Annotated in this window: 22 protein-coding genes and 1 pseudogene; 15 read left to right on the top strand and 8 right to left on the bottom strand. The window is 56.0% G+C overall.

The features are described 5' to 3' along the window. Positions 1-105 precede the first annotated feature (105 nt). Together AC0JZ8_RS01000 and AC0JZ8_RS01005 are read left to right on the top strand one after the other, a co-directional pair. Positions 106-456 carry a hypothetical protein gene (locus AC0JZ8_RS01000; protein ID WP_246454178.1) on the top strand — a complete coding sequence of 117 codons (351 nt, stop codon included), beginning with the start codon at positions 106-108 and terminating at the stop codon, positions 454-456. A 1-nt stretch (position 457) separates the two neighbouring features. Then, on the top strand, positions 458-1,033 hold the full coding sequence (locus tag AC0JZ8_RS01005) for a type II toxin-antitoxin system VapC family toxin (RefSeq protein WP_471891390.1): 576 nt from the start codon (positions 458-460) through the stop codon (positions 1,031-1,033). 142 nt (positions 1,034-1,175) lie between these two features. Here the strand turns inward: AC0JZ8_RS01005 and AC0JZ8_RS01010 are convergent, their stop codons facing one another. Further along, positions 1,176-2,327: a site-specific integrase gene (locus AC0JZ8_RS01010; RefSeq protein WP_471891391.1), complete on the bottom strand. Its 1,152-nt coding sequence runs from the start codon at positions 2,325-2,327 to the stop codon at positions 1,176-1,178. 189 nt (positions 2,328-2,516) lie between these two features. On the opposite strand from AC0JZ8_RS01010, the gene AC0JZ8_RS01015 reads away from it, so the two are divergent. The 3 genes from AC0JZ8_RS01015 (at position 2,517) to AC0JZ8_RS01025 (ending at position 4,679) form a co-directional block, all read left to right on the top strand. Next, positions 2,517-3,647: an RHE_PE00001 family protein gene (locus AC0JZ8_RS01015; RefSeq protein ID WP_471891392.1), complete on the top strand. Its 1,131-nt coding sequence runs from the start codon at positions 2,517-2,519 to the stop codon at positions 3,645-3,647. 428 nt (positions 3,648-4,075) lie between these two features. Next, positions 4,076-4,360 (top strand): hypothetical protein, encoded by a 285-nt coding sequence (locus tag AC0JZ8_RS01020; RefSeq protein ID WP_471891393.1) that lies wholly within the window; start codon positions 4,076-4,078, stop codon positions 4,358-4,360. Further along, complete coding sequence (locus AC0JZ8_RS01025; protein ID WP_471891394.1) at positions 4,305-4,679, top strand: DUF4238 domain-containing protein; 375 nt, start codon at positions 4,305-4,307, stop codon at positions 4,677-4,679. Before AC0JZ8_RS01020 ends, AC0JZ8_RS01025 begins: the two co-directional genes overlap by 56 nt. On the opposite strand, the gene AC0JZ8_RS01030 is transcribed toward AC0JZ8_RS01025, so the two are convergent. After that, entirely contained in the window at positions 4,624-5,367 is a 744-nt protein-coding gene (locus AC0JZ8_RS01030) for a DUF5677 domain-containing protein (protein ID WP_471891395.1), read from the bottom strand. The two genes, AC0JZ8_RS01025 and AC0JZ8_RS01030, sit on opposite strands and share 56 nt — an antisense overlap. Continuing rightward, positions 5,367-6,092 (bottom strand): hypothetical protein, encoded by a 726-nt coding sequence (locus tag AC0JZ8_RS01035; RefSeq protein WP_471891501.1) that lies wholly within the window; start codon positions 6,090-6,092, stop codon positions 5,367-5,369. Before AC0JZ8_RS01035 ends, AC0JZ8_RS01030 begins: the two co-directional genes overlap by 1 nt. Here AC0JZ8_RS01035 and AC0JZ8_RS01040 point away from each other — a divergent pair. Together AC0JZ8_RS01040 and AC0JZ8_RS01045 are read left to right on the top strand one after the other, a co-directional pair. Next, positions 6,049-6,197, top strand: a pseudogene (locus tag AC0JZ8_RS01040) (helix-turn-helix domain-containing protein); the annotation flags it as partial. The gene AC0JZ8_RS01035 and the pseudogene AC0JZ8_RS01040 overlap by 44 nt on opposite strands. Before the next feature lie 116 nt (positions 6,198-6,313). After that, the gene (locus tag AC0JZ8_RS01045; protein ID WP_471891396.1) at positions 6,314-7,345 is read left to right on the top strand and encodes a hypothetical protein; all 1,032 of its coding nucleotides are present in this window, start codon (positions 6,314-6,316) and stop codon (positions 7,343-7,345) included. Positions 7,346-7,417: 72 nt separating this feature from the next. Here AC0JZ8_RS01045 and AC0JZ8_RS01050 read toward each other — a convergent pair whose 3' ends face one another. The 4 genes from AC0JZ8_RS01050 to AC0JZ8_RS01065 are packed head-to-tail and all read right to left on the bottom strand — an operon-like array spanning position 7,418 to position 9,658. Then, positions 7,418-8,362, bottom strand: coding sequence for an ImmA/IrrE family metallo-endopeptidase (locus AC0JZ8_RS01050; protein ID WP_471891397.1), 945 nt, complete (start codon positions 8,360-8,362; stop codon positions 7,418-7,420). Then, positions 8,334-8,825 carry a helix-turn-helix domain-containing protein gene (locus AC0JZ8_RS01055; protein WP_471891398.1) on the bottom strand — a complete coding sequence of 164 codons (492 nt, stop codon included), beginning with the start codon at positions 8,823-8,825 and terminating at the stop codon, positions 8,334-8,336. The genes AC0JZ8_RS01050 and AC0JZ8_RS01055 overlap by 29 nt, the downstream gene beginning before the upstream one ends. An 8-nt stretch (positions 8,826-8,833) precedes the next feature. Next, the gene (locus AC0JZ8_RS01060; RefSeq protein WP_471891399.1) at positions 8,834-9,448 is read right to left on the bottom strand and encodes a GNAT family N-acetyltransferase; all 615 of its coding nucleotides are present in this window, start codon (positions 9,446-9,448) and stop codon (positions 8,834-8,836) included. A gap of 3 nt (positions 9,449-9,451) precedes the next feature. Further along, positions 9,452-9,658, bottom strand: a complete 207-nt coding sequence (locus tag AC0JZ8_RS01065; RefSeq protein ID WP_471891400.1) for a transcriptional regulator — start codon at positions 9,656-9,658, stop codon at positions 9,452-9,454. Between the two features lie 162 nt (positions 9,659-9,820). Here AC0JZ8_RS01065 and AC0JZ8_RS01070 point away from each other — a divergent pair, with 162 nt between their 5' ends. The 8 genes from AC0JZ8_RS01070 to AC0JZ8_RS01105 all read left to right on the top strand — a co-directional run bounded on the left by AC0JZ8_RS01070 (position 9,821) and on the right by AC0JZ8_RS01105 (position 17,623). Continuing rightward, positions 9,821-10,675: a multiubiquitin domain-containing protein gene (locus AC0JZ8_RS01070; RefSeq protein ID WP_471891401.1), complete on the top strand. Its 855-nt coding sequence runs from the start codon at positions 9,821-9,823 to the stop codon at positions 10,673-10,675. Continuing rightward, positions 10,672-12,081: a ThiF family adenylyltransferase gene (locus AC0JZ8_RS01075; protein WP_471891402.1), complete on the top strand. Its 1,410-nt coding sequence runs from the start codon at positions 10,672-10,674 to the stop codon at positions 12,079-12,081. Before AC0JZ8_RS01070 ends, AC0JZ8_RS01075 begins: the two co-directional genes overlap by 4 nt. A 104-nt stretch (positions 12,082-12,185) precedes the next feature. Further along, the gene (locus AC0JZ8_RS01080) at positions 12,186-12,449 is read left to right on the top strand and encodes a ubiquitination-like system serine protease family protein (protein ID WP_471891496.1); all 264 of its coding nucleotides are present in this window, start codon (positions 12,186-12,188) and stop codon (positions 12,447-12,449) included. Positions 12,450-12,519: 70 nt separating this feature from the next. Continuing rightward, a complete protein-coding gene (locus AC0JZ8_RS01085; protein WP_471891403.1) occupies positions 12,520-12,849 on the top strand; it encodes a hypothetical protein in 330 nt (109 codons plus the stop codon). A 22-nt stretch (positions 12,850-12,871) separates the two neighbouring features. Next, positions 12,872-13,876, top strand: a complete 1,005-nt coding sequence (locus tag AC0JZ8_RS01090) for a hypothetical protein (RefSeq protein WP_471891404.1) — start codon at positions 12,872-12,874, stop codon at positions 13,874-13,876. Beyond that, positions 13,873-14,478, top strand: coding sequence for a dCTP deaminase (dcd, locus tag AC0JZ8_RS01095; RefSeq protein WP_471891405.1), 606 nt, complete (start codon positions 13,873-13,875; stop codon positions 14,476-14,478). The genes AC0JZ8_RS01090 and dcd overlap by 4 nt, the downstream gene beginning before the upstream one ends. A gap of 181 nt (positions 14,479-14,659) precedes the next feature. Beyond that, positions 14,660-16,684 carry a hypothetical protein gene (locus AC0JZ8_RS01100; protein WP_471891406.1) on the top strand — a complete coding sequence of 675 codons (2,025 nt, stop codon included), beginning with the start codon at positions 14,660-14,662 and terminating at the stop codon, positions 16,682-16,684. Between the two features lie 129 nt (positions 16,685-16,813). Continuing rightward, a complete protein-coding gene (locus AC0JZ8_RS01105; RefSeq protein WP_471891407.1) occupies positions 16,814-17,623 on the top strand; it encodes a hypothetical protein in 810 nt (269 codons plus the stop codon). On the opposite strand, the gene AC0JZ8_RS01110 is transcribed toward AC0JZ8_RS01105, so the two are convergent. Continuing rightward, complete coding sequence (locus tag AC0JZ8_RS01110) at positions 17,620-18,117, bottom strand: DUF488 domain-containing protein (protein ID WP_471891408.1); 498 nt, start codon at positions 18,115-18,117, stop codon at positions 17,620-17,622. The genes AC0JZ8_RS01105 and AC0JZ8_RS01110 overlap by 4 nt on opposite strands. Positions 18,118-18,174: the final 57 nt, after the last annotated feature.

Below are 18,174 nucleotides of genomic sequence, written 5' to 3' on the forward strand. Positions count from 1 at the left end.
AGCAACCTCGGTTCCTCGCTGCAGCCTTGAACAATAGGTGCAAATCGACTATTGTCAGACAAGCGCCGATTATGTCAGACATTGTTGTGATCTCTGGAGACGTCTATGACAAAACAAGGCCGCGAAAAAACCATCACATCGTCGTCGCCCGGCGGCGTTCTCACGGCGGCCGCCCGGTCCGCGAAGGCTGGACAGTTTGTAACCGTCAGCAAGGCCCGGTTCGAAGCCGTGATGAAAGCCGCTGAGCATTCCGGCTTGCTGGGTGAAAAGAGCAAGCGGATCGGCGGCCGTATTAGTCCTGCTCTCATTGAACAGGCAAAAAAACATACGGGTATCGAGACAGACACGGATCTGATCGAATTCGCACTGGCAAATGTTGCCCTGGACGACAATTTCGGAGCCACGTTCCGCAAGACGCAAGGTACAGTAGATCCCGATCTGAAGCTGGGTTTCTAAATTGTCGGACTTTGATTTCGACGCGGCGCTCCGCTGGGCTCGGTTTGATCCCTATCGCACTTTAGCAAGACGGCAGGACGAGGAGCTCCCGTTCGTCAGCGACCGGGCAGACAGTGGCCAAGATATTCTTCTGGATACGTGTGTCTATATCGACGGCCTGCAGGGACGTGCGCCGGAGGTCGTTGCCGATCTCCTCGATATCAGGATAAGCAATCATTCGACTGTGGCTATTCAGGAGTTGATGCACACTGTCGGCGTCCTAGATCCCAAACACCCCGGCACCAAGGGAGCGGTCCGGCAGATAGGTGTGACCATCATGGACATGAAGCCGCACCGTATTTTCGCGCCCGATCCTGACGTGTTGGGGCGGGCAGCACTCCTATCCGGCATGCTGTGCCGCCTTCAGGGCTATGAAAAAGATGCGCGCCTGCGAGCACTTCAGGACTGTGTTCTCTTTCTACAGGCGCAGAAATTGGGCTTCACGGTCCTCACAGCCAATGTCAGCGATTTTGACTACCTTCTGCAGTTGATACCCACCGGGAGGGCTTTGTTTTACAGAGCTACGCAGCAGGTCTGAGTTATCAAATGTTGAGGTCTGTTCAATAGCTTCGGCTGGCGCGTAAAGTTGTGCGTACGCGCGATTCTTTGCATATCTCGGCCCAAAAGCTGTTTTAGCAGCGATTGATAGATTCGGCCGCGTCTCACTATGGAATAATCATTTACAGCAAAAGGCGGGTAGCCCGTCCTGTTCGCCTGCTTGCGTTGTTGTAATAACTGGAGGCCTGCTGGACCGATCTATGTCGGGACTGCTCCATTGCTTCTGGCAAGGGAACGCCACGATTGGCGGCCTCCGTGAGATAACCCGACCGCAGCCCGTGCGCCGAAAACTCCCCAGGCTCCAGTCCAGCCATCTCCGCCCGTTGTTTGACGATCTGGTTGACTGCACTCGGCTCCAGCGCGCGCTTCGAAACATTCCCCCAGCGATCGATCTTGCGAAAAATGCTCCCGCTTTCGATTCTTCCAGCCGCAAGCCAGGCGTTGAGCGCGTCCACCGGCCGACCAGTCAGATAAACGGCTTCGTCGTGATCGGAACCAGACGTCTTGGTGCGGCCGAGATGGATGGCAAGAGAGGGGAGGGGAGGGGCACCCTCGACGGTGATTGGCGCCTCGACCGTGAGTTGCTCCCTGCACAAACCGGCAATCTCACTGCGACGACGGCCGCCCGAGCCAAAAGCCACCATCAGGATTGCCCGGTCGCGGATATCACGAAGGTTGTCGGTGCTGCAGGTCGCGAGCATTTTTGCCAAGACGTCGGCGGTCACCGCCTTGGCGCTTTTGCGTTTCCTTGGCCGCGGTGTCGCGCGGACAGCAAGACGGATCGCGGACTTCAGCGAAGGGGAGGAGAAGACACCCGTCAGCCCGCGCCATTTCGTCAGCGTCGACCAGCTGGCAAGCCGCCGGCGCACCGTATCGGGCGCATGCGGCCCTGGCGATCTAAGAAACCCTTGTTCGCGCAGGCTCTGCTCGACATCGGCCGGCATTCCGTGTTGGGGGTCGATGTCGCGCTGATCAGGCTGCCAGAGATGGTGGGCGACGAATTTCAGAGCCAAGGCTTCGGGTGCCGGCCAGGGGAGGGAGGCACCGGTTGCGGCCAGCGACCAGGCTTGCAGATAGGCAAGGTCGGAGGTGAGCGCGCGCAGGGTGTTTTCGCCCATGCCTTCGTTGACCAGGTGGCGCAGCGTTTCGATGTCCTGGTCGGTGAGCAATTCAGCCAGTTCGTCGCGGCGGTCGATCGGCAGCACGCTGGCGATGGTGTCGAGCTCGTCGGCCCGGCGATCGACGGCGGTCTTTGAACGGGGCGGCATGGCCATAGAAAACCTCCGGATCGACGGCCCAGCGGCCAAGGATTTACCGGATTCTTTCTGATTTGCGGCTTGAAATCAATCACATTCGATAAGCCATACTTATCGCCGGTGAGACACCGGGGGCTTCTTTATACCCTATGGAGAACTCTGATATTCAAATAGCATTCTTTTAACAAATCATTTATCATAAAATCAATGGCTTACGATCTCGCAAAATTGCCCATTTCGACCTTGATGGAGCCAGCGTTCCGCGCCGGCATCGCACTCACCCGTCTCGACGAGCGCATCACCCGATCGCCGGTCGGTCCGGGCTTCCTCGAACGCACCCAATTCAGCGATGCCTGTGCCTCGCTGTGGATTGACGGCGAATTGGTGCATCTCGAAGACCTCGTCCTGCACGACGCCACCCGCGATATCCGCACCCCCACACACGAACTCACCATCGCTCGCGACGTTTTGAGGACCCGCCGGCGGATTGCTGCCCAACTCCCGGCGTGGGCGCTGTCCGCCGACGGTCTGAGAACACTCCGACAGACATCGGAGATCACTTCGGTCGGCGCGGAAGACGCGGGGACGGCTGCCGCTATCCGGCCCGCCGCCGCAATCGATCCGGAAGGGGAGGCGGATGATGGTGATGACGTCAAAAATCTGCCCGGCGTCGATTATGCTGCCATCGATGCGATGCTGGCCCGATCGAAGGCGGCGATCGCAAACGCCACACGGCCCGGTCGCGGCGGCGGCGCCGAAAAAAATCCGATGATCTATGATCTCGACTGGGACGAGGATGCCCGGCTGGAGGAATGGCGTGGTGTAGTGCGTCAGGCCGAAAACCTGCCAGCGGTGCTGCAGGCCATCGTTGCCCTCGATGCCTGGAACGAATTTTTGGTCCTTCAGCACGCTCCTTGGCTCGGCCGGCTGTTTTGTGCATCCATCCTGCGCCAGGCCGGCGTCACCACTGGCGCCCATCTCGCCGCCATCAATGTCGGCCTGAAAACCATTCCCGTCGATCGGCGCCGGCATCGTTATCGTGAAACCCGGTTGCTCGCCCTTGCGCACGGCCTGATTGCGGCCGCCGAGCTCGGTCTGAAAGAGCATGACAGGCTGGCGCTGGCCCGGACGTTGTTGGAGCGAAAGCTCGATGGGCGCCGAGCGTCTTCAAAATTGCCGGAGTTGATCGAGCTCGTGATGGCGCGGCCGCTCGTGTCTGCCAAGATGGTCGCAAATACGCTTGAGGTCACGCCGCAGGCGGCGCGGCGGATCGTTTTGGAACTGGGCTTGCGCGAGATGACGGGGAGGGGGAGGTTTCGGGCGTGGGGTGTGGTGTAGCCTCGACCACTTCCGGAGCGATCAGATTATGTATCGCCTTTAATCCACTAAAGCGCAAATACTGTTTCCAAATTAGATGCTCGAACTGGCGCGTAAAAGCGTGAGAAGGCACGAGGTAGGGGACTGGCCTGGATTCGTGAATTCCAGCTTTCCGAACAAGGTCGGCAAGTCGAAAGCGTTGGCGGAATGCAATCGTCCCAGACCGGACCTCGCTGTCGTCATGGCTGATCTCGAACGCTGGAAGGCTTGTGAGCAGTGGACGAAGGACGGAGGCCTGGCGCGACCGAGGAGACGAAACAGAACGTCGAGCGGATCTTTAATCAGGAAGTGGACACCTCCGCCGCCAAGGTGCGGGACAAGCTGCTGCGGGCTGAGCCTTTGACTGATAAGGAGAAGTACGAGGGGCGCGGTTCCTCCTATGGTTCGGCATGCGCAATCCCACCGAAATCGCCAGATTCAAAGAGCGGATGAAGCGGGACTTTTCCAAGCCCGACGCCAAAACGGAGGAGATCTGGCGCCGCATTCGCAAGGAAGGAATGCCGGAGACGGCTGAGGAGGCATTAAGGCAGACTAATCCGGATATGCCGGAACTGTCGGCGATTTGTCGTCAGCACAAGGCTGGCGCAGAACAGGAAGGTTCTGGACACGCTGGTGGGCATGGATTGGATGGTGACGGATGTGCAAACGGCAAACCGCCGCCTCCTGACCTGTGACCGCCCCCTCATCATGACGTCTGGGCTCGGCGGGCCCAACGGGCATGTCGCCATTCCGATCAGCCCTGACAAGCTGTTCACGATAGCCAAAATCCGTTTCAACGATGCGCTTTCGATGGCTGCACCACATGCGGTGGTGGCCGGGACAAACAAGGTCATCATCGTCCAGGCGCGGGACAAGGTTTATGGCGTGGATCACACCTATCTGGAAGAAGTGAGTGAAGGCATGAGCAGCGGCGAATACTTTTCGCTGGCGATGGAGCCTACGCCTCCAGCTCATCCACCCACGACAAACCCTTCTCCTCCCGGTATCGCTTGAAAGCTGAGAGCTTTTCTTTCACCCCTTCATCCGACCTGAAGTAGTCGTGCATGATGTAATTCGACTGGTTCAGGATGGCGATGAAGGAGTCCAGCGTCGCGGCTAGATCTTCCCGGCTGGGTTTGTCGAATATGACCAGCTCGTGGCCCTTGTCATGGACGCGAAAATGCCGTGACGTCAGCGTCCTGATGTTGTTATGGCTGTCGTTGCACAGGCTGTTGTAGATCGAGCGGTACTCGTTCTCCATCCCCGCCATCTTGAACTTATCGAAGTTGGTCGGGATGCCGTACTGGTCGGTGTATGCCTTCAGCTCGGCCTTGTGGTGCTCCAGCTTGTCAACTGCCTGGGGGTTATCCCTGAAGTAGGAAAGGAAGGGGTTTTCCCCCTTCACTCCGTCGGTTGCGAGCTTGATCCACTCCTTGTGGTACACGGCAAGCATCGCTTTCAGATATTCGCTGTTGTTTGCCAGATTGATCTGATCGACGTGAGCTTCCATTGCCGACCGAAGGAGCACGTCCATGCCGGTATAGGCTCCGGCCTCGCGGATCTGGATCGCGCTGTTCGTCAACTCACTGATGCTGGCATGGAGAGACACCAGCGTTCGGTGAACCTCGCTGTTCTTGTCGAATTTCAGGTCCGAAAGATGTTCGACGGTCACATGGTAAAGGTCGATCAGATAGCCATACATCAGGAAGCCTTTGGACGAGCGAACCCGGTGAATGCCCACACGAAGGCAAACCCTATGATGAAAATGCCGAGCGGGAAGCCGAGTGCTATAGCGGCCCGCTGCTGCAGAGACTGCCAAGGCTCGGGAGTGTATACGGGCTCACCGGCTGCATCATAGGCCTTGCCGATGAGATCAAGGTCGTCGAGGTCGCGGTATTCCGGAAATAGGGTCCGGAACTTGCCCATGCGATACCAGCAGCTGTCGTAGTTCAGCTTTTCTGACTTCCACTCGCTGAGCTTGTAGTCCGTTTTCAGCTCGCCGCGCGCCTGACCGCATTTAACCGGGATCAGAACGCCGCCCTCCCTGAACATGCGGTCCCGGACAAATTCGGAACGGATATGGGAATAGCTGAACGCGATGTTTCCGATGACGAAGAAGATCGAGCAGACAAGCCAGATGCGGAAGAGTCCGCGCTTGATGTTCATGTAAAGATTCCCCAACCTGCCGGCATTATGCACAGCGGCCTTTGAACGTCTAGATTGACTGGTGTGCGGGCTTCCCCTCAGAATCTGGGGGTGAAGAAGAACCTCAACCATCTGGCCCGCGTCGCGCTTTTGAGCTGCGCCGTTGCAAGTCAGCGGAGACATGAATCCGGCGGCAGCATCACCTGTCACGACCCTATTTGGGGTGGAGTGGTCTGGCATGGTCGAGTTGGTGATGGCGGAACCGCTTGCGTCCGCGGGCATGGTGCGAAGACCCTAGATGTGACGCCGCAGGCGGCGCGGCGGATCCTATCGGAGCTCGGCCTCCGGGAGATGACGGGGAGGGGGAGGTTTCGAGCATGGGGGGTACCGCTTAGATCGATCACCGAATTGACTGTGCTGCCAAATATGGAAGCCGTTCTGAACTGCGGTTAATACAGCTTCCATCTCCTAGTGCTATCCAGCGTGGAGAGTAGGGGTTGTCGATGCAAGTGTTTCAAGAAGGCAATGGAAGGGGTCCAGACAGCAAATGGTCTCTTGGCGGCGGCGAAGCGCCATCGTGGTGGCTGAAAGTCACAGCGCTTTATGGGCAGATCCGGTATCTGTTTCTTTTAATGCCGGACGTCGCCAAATTCGCGGTTGTTCTGGTCGGAAAGTCGCTGGTCATCTCCGTCATTATGGCATTCCTCGCTACTCCGGCTACAGCCCTTTTCGCAGCGAGGTTCGGAATGCGCGTGCCGTTGGAAGGCACACCCTATCTAGGGTTTACGCTCGGCCTATGGTCATTCATCGGTTTTGCGCTCTCCATGGTGCTCGTCACATGTTGCGTGTTCGTACTACTTCAGTTCAAGCTTCTTTTTCATTGGGCGAGCAACTCCATAGAGTCACTGCGAATCGAGGTATACATGGGGCTCGCGATAGACCCGATATCGGTCGCCATTACCGTCTCGGATGAAGCAGCCAAAATAGTTTCCGTTGTTTTCGACGCGTTGGTCCGGACAGTGCTGCCTTATGCGGCAGTCGCTATTTTCGTCTCGGGGGTTGGTTACTATCTTGTTGGGGCATCGGGCAATTTCCCGATACTGAACCACGAAAGCTTTTACACGGCTCTGCTCCTTGCCGCGGCCGCTTCGCTAATTGCATTTTCAGTATGGTATGCTGGAACCAATCGAAAGCTTTGGCTTCTTCAGGGATATCTTACGATCCCATTGGCTGTCGTCATGTCGATAAGCCTTTTCGCATATGACACGTACGGCTCTGTGCTTCGAGTTATACGCTTCGGAGGCGGGATCGAAGCGGCGATTCAACTGGAAGGCCTACAATATAATGGAAGCGGCAGCCTGCGAGGGAACTTGCTGATGCGCTCTTCCACTTCGCTTTTCATGCTGACAGAAGATGATCTTATAGTGGAGGTTCCGACAAAGAATGTCTCCCTGATTACCGCCAAATATGATGCAGATTGGCGGATGCCACCGTCATCCGTAATGGAACAGCGGCGCTACATCAGGGTGGAGTGAGCGACATTAGCTTCATAGAACCTTCTGCTGGAGCGGGATGCGGATTAAGTCACGGGCCCCTCGGATCTGTTTTCAGAAGCCAACGGCATTTCTGTAGGGCCGCTGATATGTCGCAAGCGTTAGGCAGTCGTAGGTGTTGCTAAAGGATTCAAAGAGAAAAACGTGGGTCTGACCGTTCTTGTCAACCAGGGTGACTTCGCCGGCCCCAAGCGGACCGCGCTTTTGATATTTGCAATAGGTCCGCATTAACTGCAGCAGGTGCTCTACGGACAAGCTATCAAACATAGCTCGATAGGCCGGAGATTCGATGATGTGCCGAAAATGCGCTTGACCAGGCTGAGGGTGGCGGGGATGCCCGCCGATCAGTCCAATCATCGGAACGTCGCGGTGTGAATCTTCAATGAAGCGCCAAAATGTCGTGGTGTACGTATTTCCGAAGGCGTCTTTCAAAGTACGGACCGAATCGAGGCCAGCAGTGGAGTCGTTTGCGGCGACTTGGAACTGCGATTGCAAGAATAGAAGTTGGCCCGCGGCATAGTTGGCTTCCGCCTCGATCTGCGCGTGGCAGCCGGGTACGAGTGTTTGTTCGTGGTCGCCAAGCATCAAATCTTCATGCCATGGAATGATGCTGTGTCCGATTTCGTGGGCTTCGCTCCATCGCTGCTTCGCGTCTGGTTGAGCGGAGTCCAGCAAGATCCTCCTGCGGTCGGGCAGATAGAGCGCACGAAGGTCCATCTTCCTTACTGCTTCGAGAAGAAGGCCGGGACGCTTTATCACCTGCGTCCCGGCTACCGTCAATTTGTTGATCGTCTCCCGAAGAAAGCTGTCATCGGTGGTTGAGTAATATCGCCGATCGAGCTTTAGGATCTCACGAACGTCATCAAGTTTCAGAGGTGGCTCGGGATTTCCGAGTGCCTTGAGCACTTTATTGACCTGCTTATCGATATCGGAAGCCGTCCCGCGGCTGAGAATAATGTTACGCACTTCATCAGCCTTGTTGCTTTTCCAGATACGCAATGAACTCCGCAAGGGCGCGTTGCTCCTCGCGTGACAGCTTCTGCGGAGAATCGCCCGATCGTGCGGCAAATCTCAGCGCTTGCTCCTGAAGGCCAGGACGAGCAGTCGTATTTCCAGAAAGCTGCTGCATAGCTTTACCCGGCAGATTGAAGGTTTCTGCCAGCCGATAGACGACACGCGGCTCTGGTCTGAAATGAGCATCTCGCTCTATTCTGACCACATCGGACACATCAAGGTCAGCGCGCTCTGCCAGCTTTTCGATGGAAAGCCCCTTCTGACGGCGCATCGTTTCGACAAAAGAGCCGAATGCCATCCGAATTGGAGTTGGGGCTTCGCTTGCTTCAATTTCAACTTGTGCCTGTTCGGGGGCCGGGTCCCTGGCGAGCCGACCTGCGGAGATCTCAAGATCTCCTTCAAGCTTGGCTCTGCGTTCGAACCACTCCCTCGTGATTTCGAGTTTCATGGCTGTTCCTATCCTGAGAATGCGTCTGCTTGCGCGGACGTCATCTCAAAGTATCTTAATCCCTCATAGGTTCCGTCGAGGCCACCATCGGTCATGCCGCAGATGTCGGCATAGAAAGTCTCAGCACTCGGCAAGGAGTGGAGACCAACGCGACCGCGAAACTCTTGGTCTCGACTGACTTCAATGGCTGCTCGGATCATGATGGTCCCGACGCCGCCGAACCGGGGTGCTGCAACAATCGCCTTGCGGTTCCAAGGAGCTGTCTCGACATAGTCGACATAGACCAGATCCTTGCCAGCCTGTTCGGGGACACGGCCGCGATAGCGGGCTGTATTTAGTTGCATCAATCCCTGGAGCTTGCCTTCGCAACGAAGCGCAAACGTCTGGAAAGCAAGCAAGCCGCGGATTGCGGTCATCTTGTCCCTCCACTGCCAATGCCAGCCTTCCGGCCAATCGGCTGGGCTCGTGCCCTGCGCCATGAGCTCTCTGATTTTCGCATTAGTCACTGGTCTCCAATCGGTCTCAACCGAGTGAAGATCAGCATCGCTGATGGTGTCAATGAGTTCGGCGGCTACCGGTTTACCGGTACGTTTATCGGTCAGAAAAACTGGATAGGAGGTCACGTGTTACAGCACCATAAGTTCAGCCTTCTCCTTCTTGGCATTATCCTCGAAGAAGAGCTTTCCACCTTGTTCAAGGCGCACGTCTACCAACTGGTAGAGCCTCAGCGCCTGGCGAAGGACAGCGGTTTTTGACAGGTCCTTTTTATCGCAGAGATCCTGCAGGGCCTGCATTTCCGCATCCGTTAAGTTCAGTGTCATGGTTTTCTTCATGAAGCGCTCCCGCGTAATTCAACTCAGGGAGCCTATATTTTTTACTGAACTAGTCAACAAAAAAAATTCATCCAATGGCTATTGAATAGCTAAAATCTAGCTATTAATTATGGATGCAGCCAAGGCGACAGTCGCCTTGTCGGCAAACGGAGATTTCCCACAATGGCAGACAGCATCCTCCCAGGCCGTCACACCTTCGATATCAAGATCGACGGCAACGCATTCACCTTCAACGACCCGATCGTCACTGGCGCCCAGGTCCTCCAGAAGGCCAAGCTCTTTCTGACCGACGAGTATCTCCTCTTTCAGGAGCTGGATGACGGTCAGCTGGAAGAGATCCGCCCGGATGAAAGTGTCGACCTTCGCAATGACGGTCGTGAACAGTTCATCACGTTCAAGAGCGATCGCTCCTTTCGCTTCGTTCTCGACGGCCGCAAGTTCGAGTGGGGACTTCCCTTCATCACCGGCGTGCAGTTGAAGCGTCTGGCGGGCGTCGACCCGAACTCTTATGGCGTCTGGCTTTCTCAGCGCGTCGGCGATGACAAGCTGATCGGCAACAAGGAGAAGGTCGATCTCCAAGGTGACGGGACTGAGCGGTTCTTCACCGGCATCGACACGACCACCGAAGGTGCGGGAGCAGCAGTGCTCCCGCCCGAGGATTGCACTTATCTGCAGGAGCAGAGTATTGCATTCGAAGAGGTGGCTGATGGTGTGGGCAAAGCCGTGGTCCTCAAGGGGTGGAGCTTGCCGGCGGCGCGGTTCGACGTTGGGGCGGCTGACATCCTGATCATGCTGCCGCCGGCCTACCCGGACTGCGCGCCGGACATGTTCTATCTGATGCCGTGGGTAAGGTTGGCGGCCAGTCACCGGTACCCCAACGCCGCCGACCAGCCTCATGCATTCGGTGGCAAGACATGGCAGCGGTGGTCTCGCCACAACAATGCATGGCGACCCGGAATCGATGGCATCTGGACGATGGTCCGCCGTATCGAGCGCGCATTGGAGATTGCGGCATGAAAAGCGACCTTACCATCAATCAACTGCATCTCGGCGTGTTGACCGCCGAGCTTTGCAGGCCTGACGGCAATGAGCATGCTGCCTACGTCCTTTTCGGGGTGTCGCGCATCAACTCGGATCCGTTTGACAATGAGCCGAGGCTCCGTCTGATGGTCAAGGAGGTGCTGGCGGTCGAGGATGCAGAAATCAAATCCTCTGACCATCAGCACATCTCTTGGAGCACTGCGCGTCTTGTGCAGTTGTTGGCGCGTGCTGATCGTGACGGCCTGCAGGTGGGCATTGCTCACTCGCACCCCCACGGTCCTCGGCATTTCTCATCTCAGGACGATCGTAACGAGGCTGAACTCGTTCGCCTTGCACAGAACCGAAACGGAGATCACGCATTGCTTCCGAGCTTGCTTTTCGCCGCTGGAGAACTGGTTGCGGGTCGGGTCTGGACGTCGCCGGATGAAGTGATCAACTTCGATCGCGCTCGAACAACAGGTAGCCAGTGGCGTGTCGTCTTTTTCGGCGCGCATGAAGAGGTGTCTTCTCCGGCCCTGGCCAGGCAGGAACTTGCTCTGGGCACCGGTTTTACGCGCATCATGCGTCACATGCGCATCGGCGTGGTTGGTGCCGGCGGAACCGGTAGTCCGCTTCTGCAGCAGCTTGCTCGCATGGGGGCCGGGCACATTGCGATCTTCGACCCGGACCATGTTGAAGACACCAACCTTAACCGTCTCTATGGTGCGACGTATGAAGACGCCAAGGGGAGGGTCAGGAAGGTCGATGTCGCCAAGCGTGAAATCGAAAGGATGGGGCTCGGGACGCAGGTCGGAACCTACGATGCATGGATCGGGTCGACAGAGTGCCGCGATGCGTTGAAGTCGATGGACATCATCTTCGGTTGCACTGATGATCACGATGGGCGGCTGCTGCTCAATCGGCTCGCATACTACTATCTGATCCCCGTCATCGACGTTGGCCTTGCGCTTCGTGTATCCGAGCGCTTTGGGTTTTCGTGCCTGGAGGCAGATGGTCGTGTCACGGTCTTGGAGCCGGGCAGTGCGTGTCTCGTCTGCCGCCGTATTGTCGATGCACAGGCGGCTGCAGAGGAAGCCCTCCGACGGTCCGACCCTGAAGAGTATAAGCGGCGGAAGGCAGAAGCTTATGTTCACGGGGAGGGAAGTCCTTCGCCTGCGGTCATTCCGTTCACGACCTCAGTCGCGACCATGGCAATCGAGGAGCTGATTCAGCGTTTGAACCAGTTTCGTGGCGAAGACGGTGCTATCGCCAATCGAGTCCGTAAGTTCAGCCTCGTCGAGGATTTTCGGCCGGGCGCGGCAAAGGAGCCTTGCCGGATTTGCCGATCTGACCGGGTTCACGGTCTCGGTGATGTCGAACCTTTTCTCGGAAGGGCAGGTTGATGCTGCAAACTACACTTGCCAAGACGCTCGCCTGGCTTGGGATAATTGAGAGGCCGCAATTCCTTGTGAAATCCACTCTCGACATGCCAGCTCCAGGCGATCTTATGCCGGGGCAAGCAGTCGTCGTCGGGCCGGCCGAAAAACCGAAATGGGTCACGTTTCCATGCCCGTCTGGATGTGGCACTCCGCTACTGCTGTCATTGAACCCGGATCGCCGGCCGCGTTGGAAAGTAACGCACGATTGGCTTGGCCGACCGAGTATCGCGCCGTCCGTTCAACGGACGGATGGATGCCGCTGCCATTTCTGGATGAAAAAAGGAAAGATCGAATGGTGCAAAGATAGCGGAGGAATTTTACCAGAAAATTAGTGAATATTGTTCCACCTTCAACTCTGCCGAGTTATCCTCGCTCTGATTCGGCGCGAGTTGGGGGTCTTTTATGCTTGCTGCCATGCCATCAGAAAACAGTCGGCGCCTTGAGCTTTTTCGTTTGGTGCTTGTTTTAATTGATAGGGGCAGCCGAGACATTCCGCATCCTCTCACGCTTCATTTCAATGATGTTTTGCACCAAGCGAGAATTCTGTCTGACGATCCTGATACCCTCTCACCGGACGTGACGCCGCAGGCCGTGCAGCTTGCAAGCGACATGATCGTCTATCAGGGGTTGCGCGATGCCCTTAAAGGTGTCGAGGATATAGGTGATGTCAGCCCAGCCGTTGCTCACAAGGTGCTCCAGAATTTGGAGCCGAGACTTGCACCCGCGGACTGATCTTGCGCTTCTTGCGGAAAGCTTGGCGCAGCTTTCCAAAACACCATACTTCAATCATGCAATCGAGAAGCATACCCAAGCGCTGATCGATGTAATCAAGCACGCGCTTTCCTGGTCGCCGGCGTACGAGGATGAAATTCTCCGACCGTTCGCGGACAAGGTGTGGATTTGCTACAGATATCTACAGGGGTCGACGACGAAGGAGGCCCCGTACGAGATAGAGTATTGCATGAGACACGCAATTGCCGACTGGCTTCCTGTCCCATGCATCGTGACAACTGCATTAACCGACGAAAAGGACTTTCATCTGGCACTCGGCGATCCTTGGGACTTCGTGGCCAAAACTATGGTTCACTATCCGGGAACGCTACCTGAAGAGAAGCTCATATTCATCGGTGTGCCACGCGTCTATAAACACATGCCGCTTTTTTGCGCAGCCTTGTATCATGAGCTGGGCCATTTTGTGGATCTCTCGCGCAATGTTACTGCGTCTACCAGCCTAACGCACCCGGTAGAGGGAGCCTCTCCTGAGGTGCAAGAGCTAGTCCAAGTCTATCGGCGTGAACATTTCGCCGATTTGTTTGCCGCCTGTTATGTCGGCTACGCCATTTCTGATAGCCTAGAAGCCATCAATCCACGCGCCGAGAGGAGCCTTACGCACCCTTCCACCGCGGAAAGGCTAGACTTGATCCGAGGCTTCCTGAACGACGAGGAAACGGATGATGTTCTAATGTTTCAGAGTGCGTTGAAGAAGCTTGGCCTGCCACAGCTTCAGAAAAGGTATAGGATACCGTCTATCGACAGCGCATTTGATGACATCCGACCGTATAACCTCGACGGTGCTGAGGAATTGCACGGCGTGATGGCTGCAGGATGGTCGTACCTCGGCAGAGTGAGATCAGGCGGTGGTCCACAATGGGCTGTCGGAGCTAATCCCCTCGACGTGGTTCGCATCGTCAACGATCTTATCGAAAAATCAATTCGCAATGCATCCGTTCGAAACTTATGGGAGGCAGGAGCTGAGTGATCAAGAAAGAAATTCTTGAGCGCCTTTCGCGGGAGGATGGGCTAGGCCTATGGATCGAACCTCTGCTCGATCAAAAGCAGATAGGAGAGCTGACTGTCGATCTCCGATTGGGATACGACTTCCTCGTCTCCATTGTGACGCGCCGCCCGTACATCGGAATAGCTCGCGATAATGAACGGTTTCGGGCCATCTCCACCTATTTTCAGCCGACCCGGCGTGAACTCGGCGAGCGCTTTATTTTATATCCGGATCAAGTCGTGCTAGCGACGACCCTTGAATACGTTGCCCTGCCGAGTGATTGCTATGCTGACGTATTGTCCCGGAGCAGTTACACCCGCCTCGGAATTTCCGTGAACACGATGGTCCAACCCGGCTTTAGGGGGTGTTTCTCGGTCGAGTTGTTCAATCACGGCAACAACCCAGTCGAGCTCGTTGTCGGTGCGAAGATGTTCCAGATGCGTCTAACTCAGGTGGCTGATGGAATGACTTATGGTGGATTGGAGCGCAAATATTTCGGCAACGTTAGGCCAACGCCTTCGCGGGCTGCCGATGATGAGGATCTTGTAAGGCTCCGCGCGATTTCTGAGCATAACAAGGGTTGAGGTTGAATTCCATGACGCTCAGCACATTGAAAAACTAGGGTTTTCGTGGGCGGTTCCTTCATCGCCGTGTGTGGAGCACGGTTGTCGTATATGCTTTCCGGCACGGCTTGGGAGGTTCTTGATTTTATCAAGGCGCGCTGCTTGAGGGTATTGGTCAAAGATCGGGGAGACTGACGGCGCGATGAGAATTCCATTTCTACAGCAAGATCCTGTAAAGACAACCATCCCCCAGCTCGAGGAACCTGTGTCGGTAATCTCACTGGCGATCGAGCCGCAGAGTCATCTCGAGAAGTATCTGGCCTATTATGTCGGGCGGCTGAAGCCGGGCTATGCAGTATTAGTGACCGGAGAGTGGGGAACGGGCAAAACCCATCAGGTTCGACGTGCGCTTCCAGACACACATGCCTACTACATCAGTCTCTTTGGCCTTAATGCGCCCAGCGAAATCGAGGCACAGATCTTCACCAAGATGTTCCCGAAGGCCTCCGCATTAAGGCGCTTTGCCGAGAAGATGGACAGTACGTCTGTCGACATTCCGGTACTTGGATCTCTCGGAACCGGAGGTCTGGCGAGCCTTCTGACTGGGCCTTTCATCAAGAATGAGGTCGACAACTCCCGCCCACTCCTCTTGGACGACCTCGAGCGGTGCACCGTCGAAAACGCTGTGCTGCTCGGAATGATCAATCGATATGTAGAGCACCACGGGTGCCGGGTGATTGTCATCGCGCATGACACCAAGGTGGTTGAGACCTTCGCGGACACCAAGGAAAAGGTCTTCGGCCAAACCCTTCACGTCGAACCGAATGTCGAGGCGGCTTTTGCGGAGTTCGTCGCTTTTTTCAACGATCCGCAGAAGCCGGACAAGCTTGGGGCCCATCGTCGGGAGGTGCTTTCCACGTTCAGGGAGTCCGGAACTTCCTCTCTGCGAATCCTTCGACACGTCGTTGAGGATGTCGGTCGCCTCGCCGATGCCCTAGAGGATCGCCATTTTGAGAACGACATGGCGATGGTGGAATTGGTCCGCCTCTTTTCCGCCCTCGCAGTGGAAGCAAGAACGAACAAGCTGGAGCTCGAAGACCTCTTCAGGAGAAAGGAAAAGATCTTTTCGCACAGAATGGATGTGGGGCGCGCGAAAAAGGAAGAGCCACCGAAATCCCGGCTATACGATGCTGCCCAAAAGTATACTTCAATCGACATTGGAAGCACATTGCTGAGCGATGACGTGTTGGCCGAAATGCTCTTTGATGGCCGCTTCACGGAGGAGCACATCCGCACGTCATTGAACAACAGTGCCTATTTTCTCGAGAAGGAGGCGGCGTCGCCTTGGCAGATCGTCGGCAGCTTTGACAAGCTGGATGATGAGTACACCGATCCGGCGCTGGCACGAATGAACGAGCAGTTCGAGAAGCGTCAGGTGACGGATTCCGGCGAGTTCCTGCATATTGTCGCCCTGAAGATGATGATGGCGTCCCGTGATATGCTGAAGGTCACATCAAAGCAGATCGCCGACGACGCCGAGCGCTATATTGATGATCTCGTAGCCGCAAAGCGACTGCCAGCGCGAAAAGCGGGCTGGATGTGGACCGACGAGTTCAAGGACGCATCCGGCGGCGTTATGTATTGGGTCGTCGATTCCTACCGAACTGAATTCCAGGATGTTCTCGAATACCTCATCAAGGCTCGTACGGACGTTCTGACTGACACTTTGCCTGGCAAAGTCCCAGCGTTGCTGGAAGCCGTCAAAACGGGCGGACAAAAATTCTTCGACATGGTTTGCCACAGCCGTAACGCGACTTTGGAATACGAAGACATTCCGATCTTTGCTTATGTTGATCCGGCGGAATTCGTGGATGCGTGGCTGGAATCGCCGAAAACGGGTTGGTACTGGATTGGTAACGCACTTAAGGAACGACATAAAGTTTTGACGCAATATCCTGCGCTGGCTTCCGAGAGTGCGTGGTACTCGCAGGTCCATAAAGAAATGCTGCAGAGAGCGCATAGCCAAGAAGGACTGGCACGAATCCGAATGGAACGCGCTGCCGAATTGATGGGTATCCCCAAGGCCGCCCCTGCTGCTTCATCGGCCGGCGCTTCAGTCAAAACTCCGGTGAAACCGATGTTGGCGGCTGCAGTTACGGCTACGGAAGGCGAGGCGGATGAAGTTCCCGCAAAGCCTAAGCGTGCGCGCCGAATGAAGCCGGAGTAAGGAGCCACTGGAGCCATTCACGATCGAAACAAATGCCAGAATTGACTGTGCGTGTTTTGTTTTAGACGGCAACGCTGGATTGCTTTGGAGGCAGGCGTGCGTCAACGGGGGATTGTCTGGGAGCAAGTTATGCCTGTCGTCGATGCCCGCATTCTTATACTTTGCAAAACGTATCCATCGCCCAGTGGGAAGTACGCGGAAACCACTTGCGTGGCTGGCATCCACGAGAACGGCAACCTTGTTCGCCTGTTTCCCGTGCCGTTTCGTCTTATCGCTGAAGAGCAGCAGTTCAAGAAGTGGCAGTGGATCAAGGCGAAGGTCGAAAAGGCCAAGAAAGACCACCGACCTGAAAGCTTCACGATCAAGACAGATACCATCGAGGGCGGGTTGGTGGTCGAACCCGGAAGGAACTGGGGCGAGCGTCGTGGTCTACTGTCTCCAGTCAAGACCTTCATCCATTTCGACGACATAGAAGCTGCGCGCCAAGAAAATCGCATATCGTTGGCTTTATTGAAGCCCGAGAAAATCCTCGGATTGGATATCGAGCCAGTCTCCAATCCGCAGTGGACGGACGAGGATCTGGCGAAGCTTCTTGGCGGCCAGACTCAAGGGGGGCTCTTCGATAAGGATGACAAGCCCTCCATCAGGACATTACGGAAACTGCCCTATGACTTCTATTACAGATATGAGTGCGGCGAGGGTGCTGCCACCAAGGTCTTCAGGCACAAGCTTGTCGACTGGGAGGTTGGTGCGCTGTACCTGACCTGCGATCGACTCTATGGCGCCGATTGGGAGCGTCATTTCCGCGATAAGCTTGAGCGGGATATCCCGTCAAAGGACTTGATGCTGCTTATGGGGAACCAGCATAGATTTCAGGATCAGTGGCTGATTATCAGTTTGATCTACCCGCCACACCAGTTGCAGGGCGAACTTTTCTAGTTCGAACCGGGACGCTTCGGCAGCTTATCGTAGTGGCGCACGTAGCGTGCTGGATCGTCTCCAAAGAGGTGTAGCATTTCGTAGCCGAAGGCTCCCATGCGCTCGCCCACGATATATCGGTGACAGGTTTTAGGATCGCGTTCGAAGCAAAGCAGGCAGACGGCCTGTTCCTGCGAGGTAACGGCGAGCTTCTCGATAGCTGCAACGGATTCTGGCTGATCGACATGTGCCGAGTAGATCGTCCGGAAACGATCATAGTCACCAGACTTCGCGGCTTCTCGTCCCTCCTTAGGGTCTCCGAGCTCCTGCATAGAAAGGTACTTGATGCCAGCATTCTCGAGATGATCTCGCAGCGAATTCTTCGAAAAGCCTTTCTTACGAGACAATGGAACAGCCCGCACGTCGGCAACAGCTTCGACGCCAACGGCCGTGAGCGTCTTCACGAACCGTTCGATGTCGGTGCCTTCATAGCCAATCGTGTAGACAGTTTTCATAAAGTGCTCCATCTCCGCCATTGTAAATGGCTTCGCTGGCTCCACGTTTTCGCAGGC

Source organism: Velazquezella soli (assembly GCF_977018685.1).

What these genes read in the sequence shown, in the direction of transcription:
- AC0JZ8_RS01000 (WP_246454178.1), top strand. Translation starts at nt 106, where the DNA reads ATGACAAAACAAGGCCGCGAAAAAACCATCACATCGTCGTCGCCCGGC.
- AC0JZ8_RS01010 (WP_471891391.1), bottom strand. Translation starts at nt 2,327, where the DNA reads ATGGCCATGCCGCCCCGTTCAAAGACCGCCGTCGATCGCCGGGCCGAC.
- AC0JZ8_RS01015 (WP_471891392.1), top strand. Translation starts at nt 2,517, where the DNA reads ATGGCTTACGATCTCGCAAAATTGCCCATTTCGACCTTGATGGAGCCA.
- AC0JZ8_RS01020 (WP_471891393.1), top strand. Translation starts at nt 4,076, where the DNA reads ATGCGCAATCCCACCGAAATCGCCAGATTCAAAGAGCGGATGAAGCGG.
- AC0JZ8_RS01025 (WP_471891394.1), top strand. Translation starts at nt 4,305, where the DNA reads ATGGATTGGATGGTGACGGATGTGCAAACGGCAAACCGCCGCCTCCTG.
- AC0JZ8_RS01030 (WP_471891395.1), bottom strand. Translation starts at nt 5,367, where the DNA reads ATGTATGGCTATCTGATCGACCTTTACCATGTGACCGTCGAACATCTT.
- AC0JZ8_RS01035 (WP_471891501.1), bottom strand. Translation starts at nt 6,092, where the DNA reads ATGCCCGCGGACGCAAGCGGTTCCGCCATCACCAACTCGACCATGCCA.
- AC0JZ8_RS01045 (WP_471891396.1), top strand. Translation starts at nt 6,314, where the DNA reads ATGCAAGTGTTTCAAGAAGGCAATGGAAGGGGTCCAGACAGCAAATGG.
- AC0JZ8_RS01055 (WP_471891398.1), bottom strand. Translation starts at nt 8,825, where the DNA reads ATGAAACTCGAAATCACGAGGGAGTGGTTCGAACGCAGAGCCAAGCTT.
- AC0JZ8_RS01065 (WP_471891400.1), bottom strand. Translation starts at nt 9,658, where the DNA reads ATGAAGAAAACCATGACACTGAACTTAACGGATGCGGAAATGCAGGCC.
- AC0JZ8_RS01070 (WP_471891401.1), top strand. Translation starts at nt 9,821, where the DNA reads ATGGCAGACAGCATCCTCCCAGGCCGTCACACCTTCGATATCAAGATC.
- AC0JZ8_RS01075 (WP_471891402.1), top strand. Translation starts at nt 10,672, where the DNA reads ATGAAAAGCGACCTTACCATCAATCAACTGCATCTCGGCGTGTTGACC.
- AC0JZ8_RS01080 (WP_471891496.1), top strand. Translation starts at nt 12,186, where the DNA reads ATGCCGGGGCAAGCAGTCGTCGTCGGGCCGGCCGAAAAACCGAAATGG.
- AC0JZ8_RS01085 (WP_471891403.1), top strand. Translation starts at nt 12,520, where the DNA reads ATGCTTGCTGCCATGCCATCAGAAAACAGTCGGCGCCTTGAGCTTTTT.
- AC0JZ8_RS01100 (WP_471891406.1), top strand. Translation starts at nt 14,660, where the DNA reads ATGAGAATTCCATTTCTACAGCAAGATCCTGTAAAGACAACCATCCCC.
- AC0JZ8_RS01105 (WP_471891407.1), top strand. Translation starts at nt 16,814, where the DNA reads ATGCCTGTCGTCGATGCCCGCATTCTTATACTTTGCAAAACGTATCCA.
- AC0JZ8_RS01110 (WP_471891408.1), bottom strand. Translation starts at nt 18,117, where the DNA reads ATGAAAACTGTCTACACGATTGGCTATGAAGGCACCGACATCGAACGG.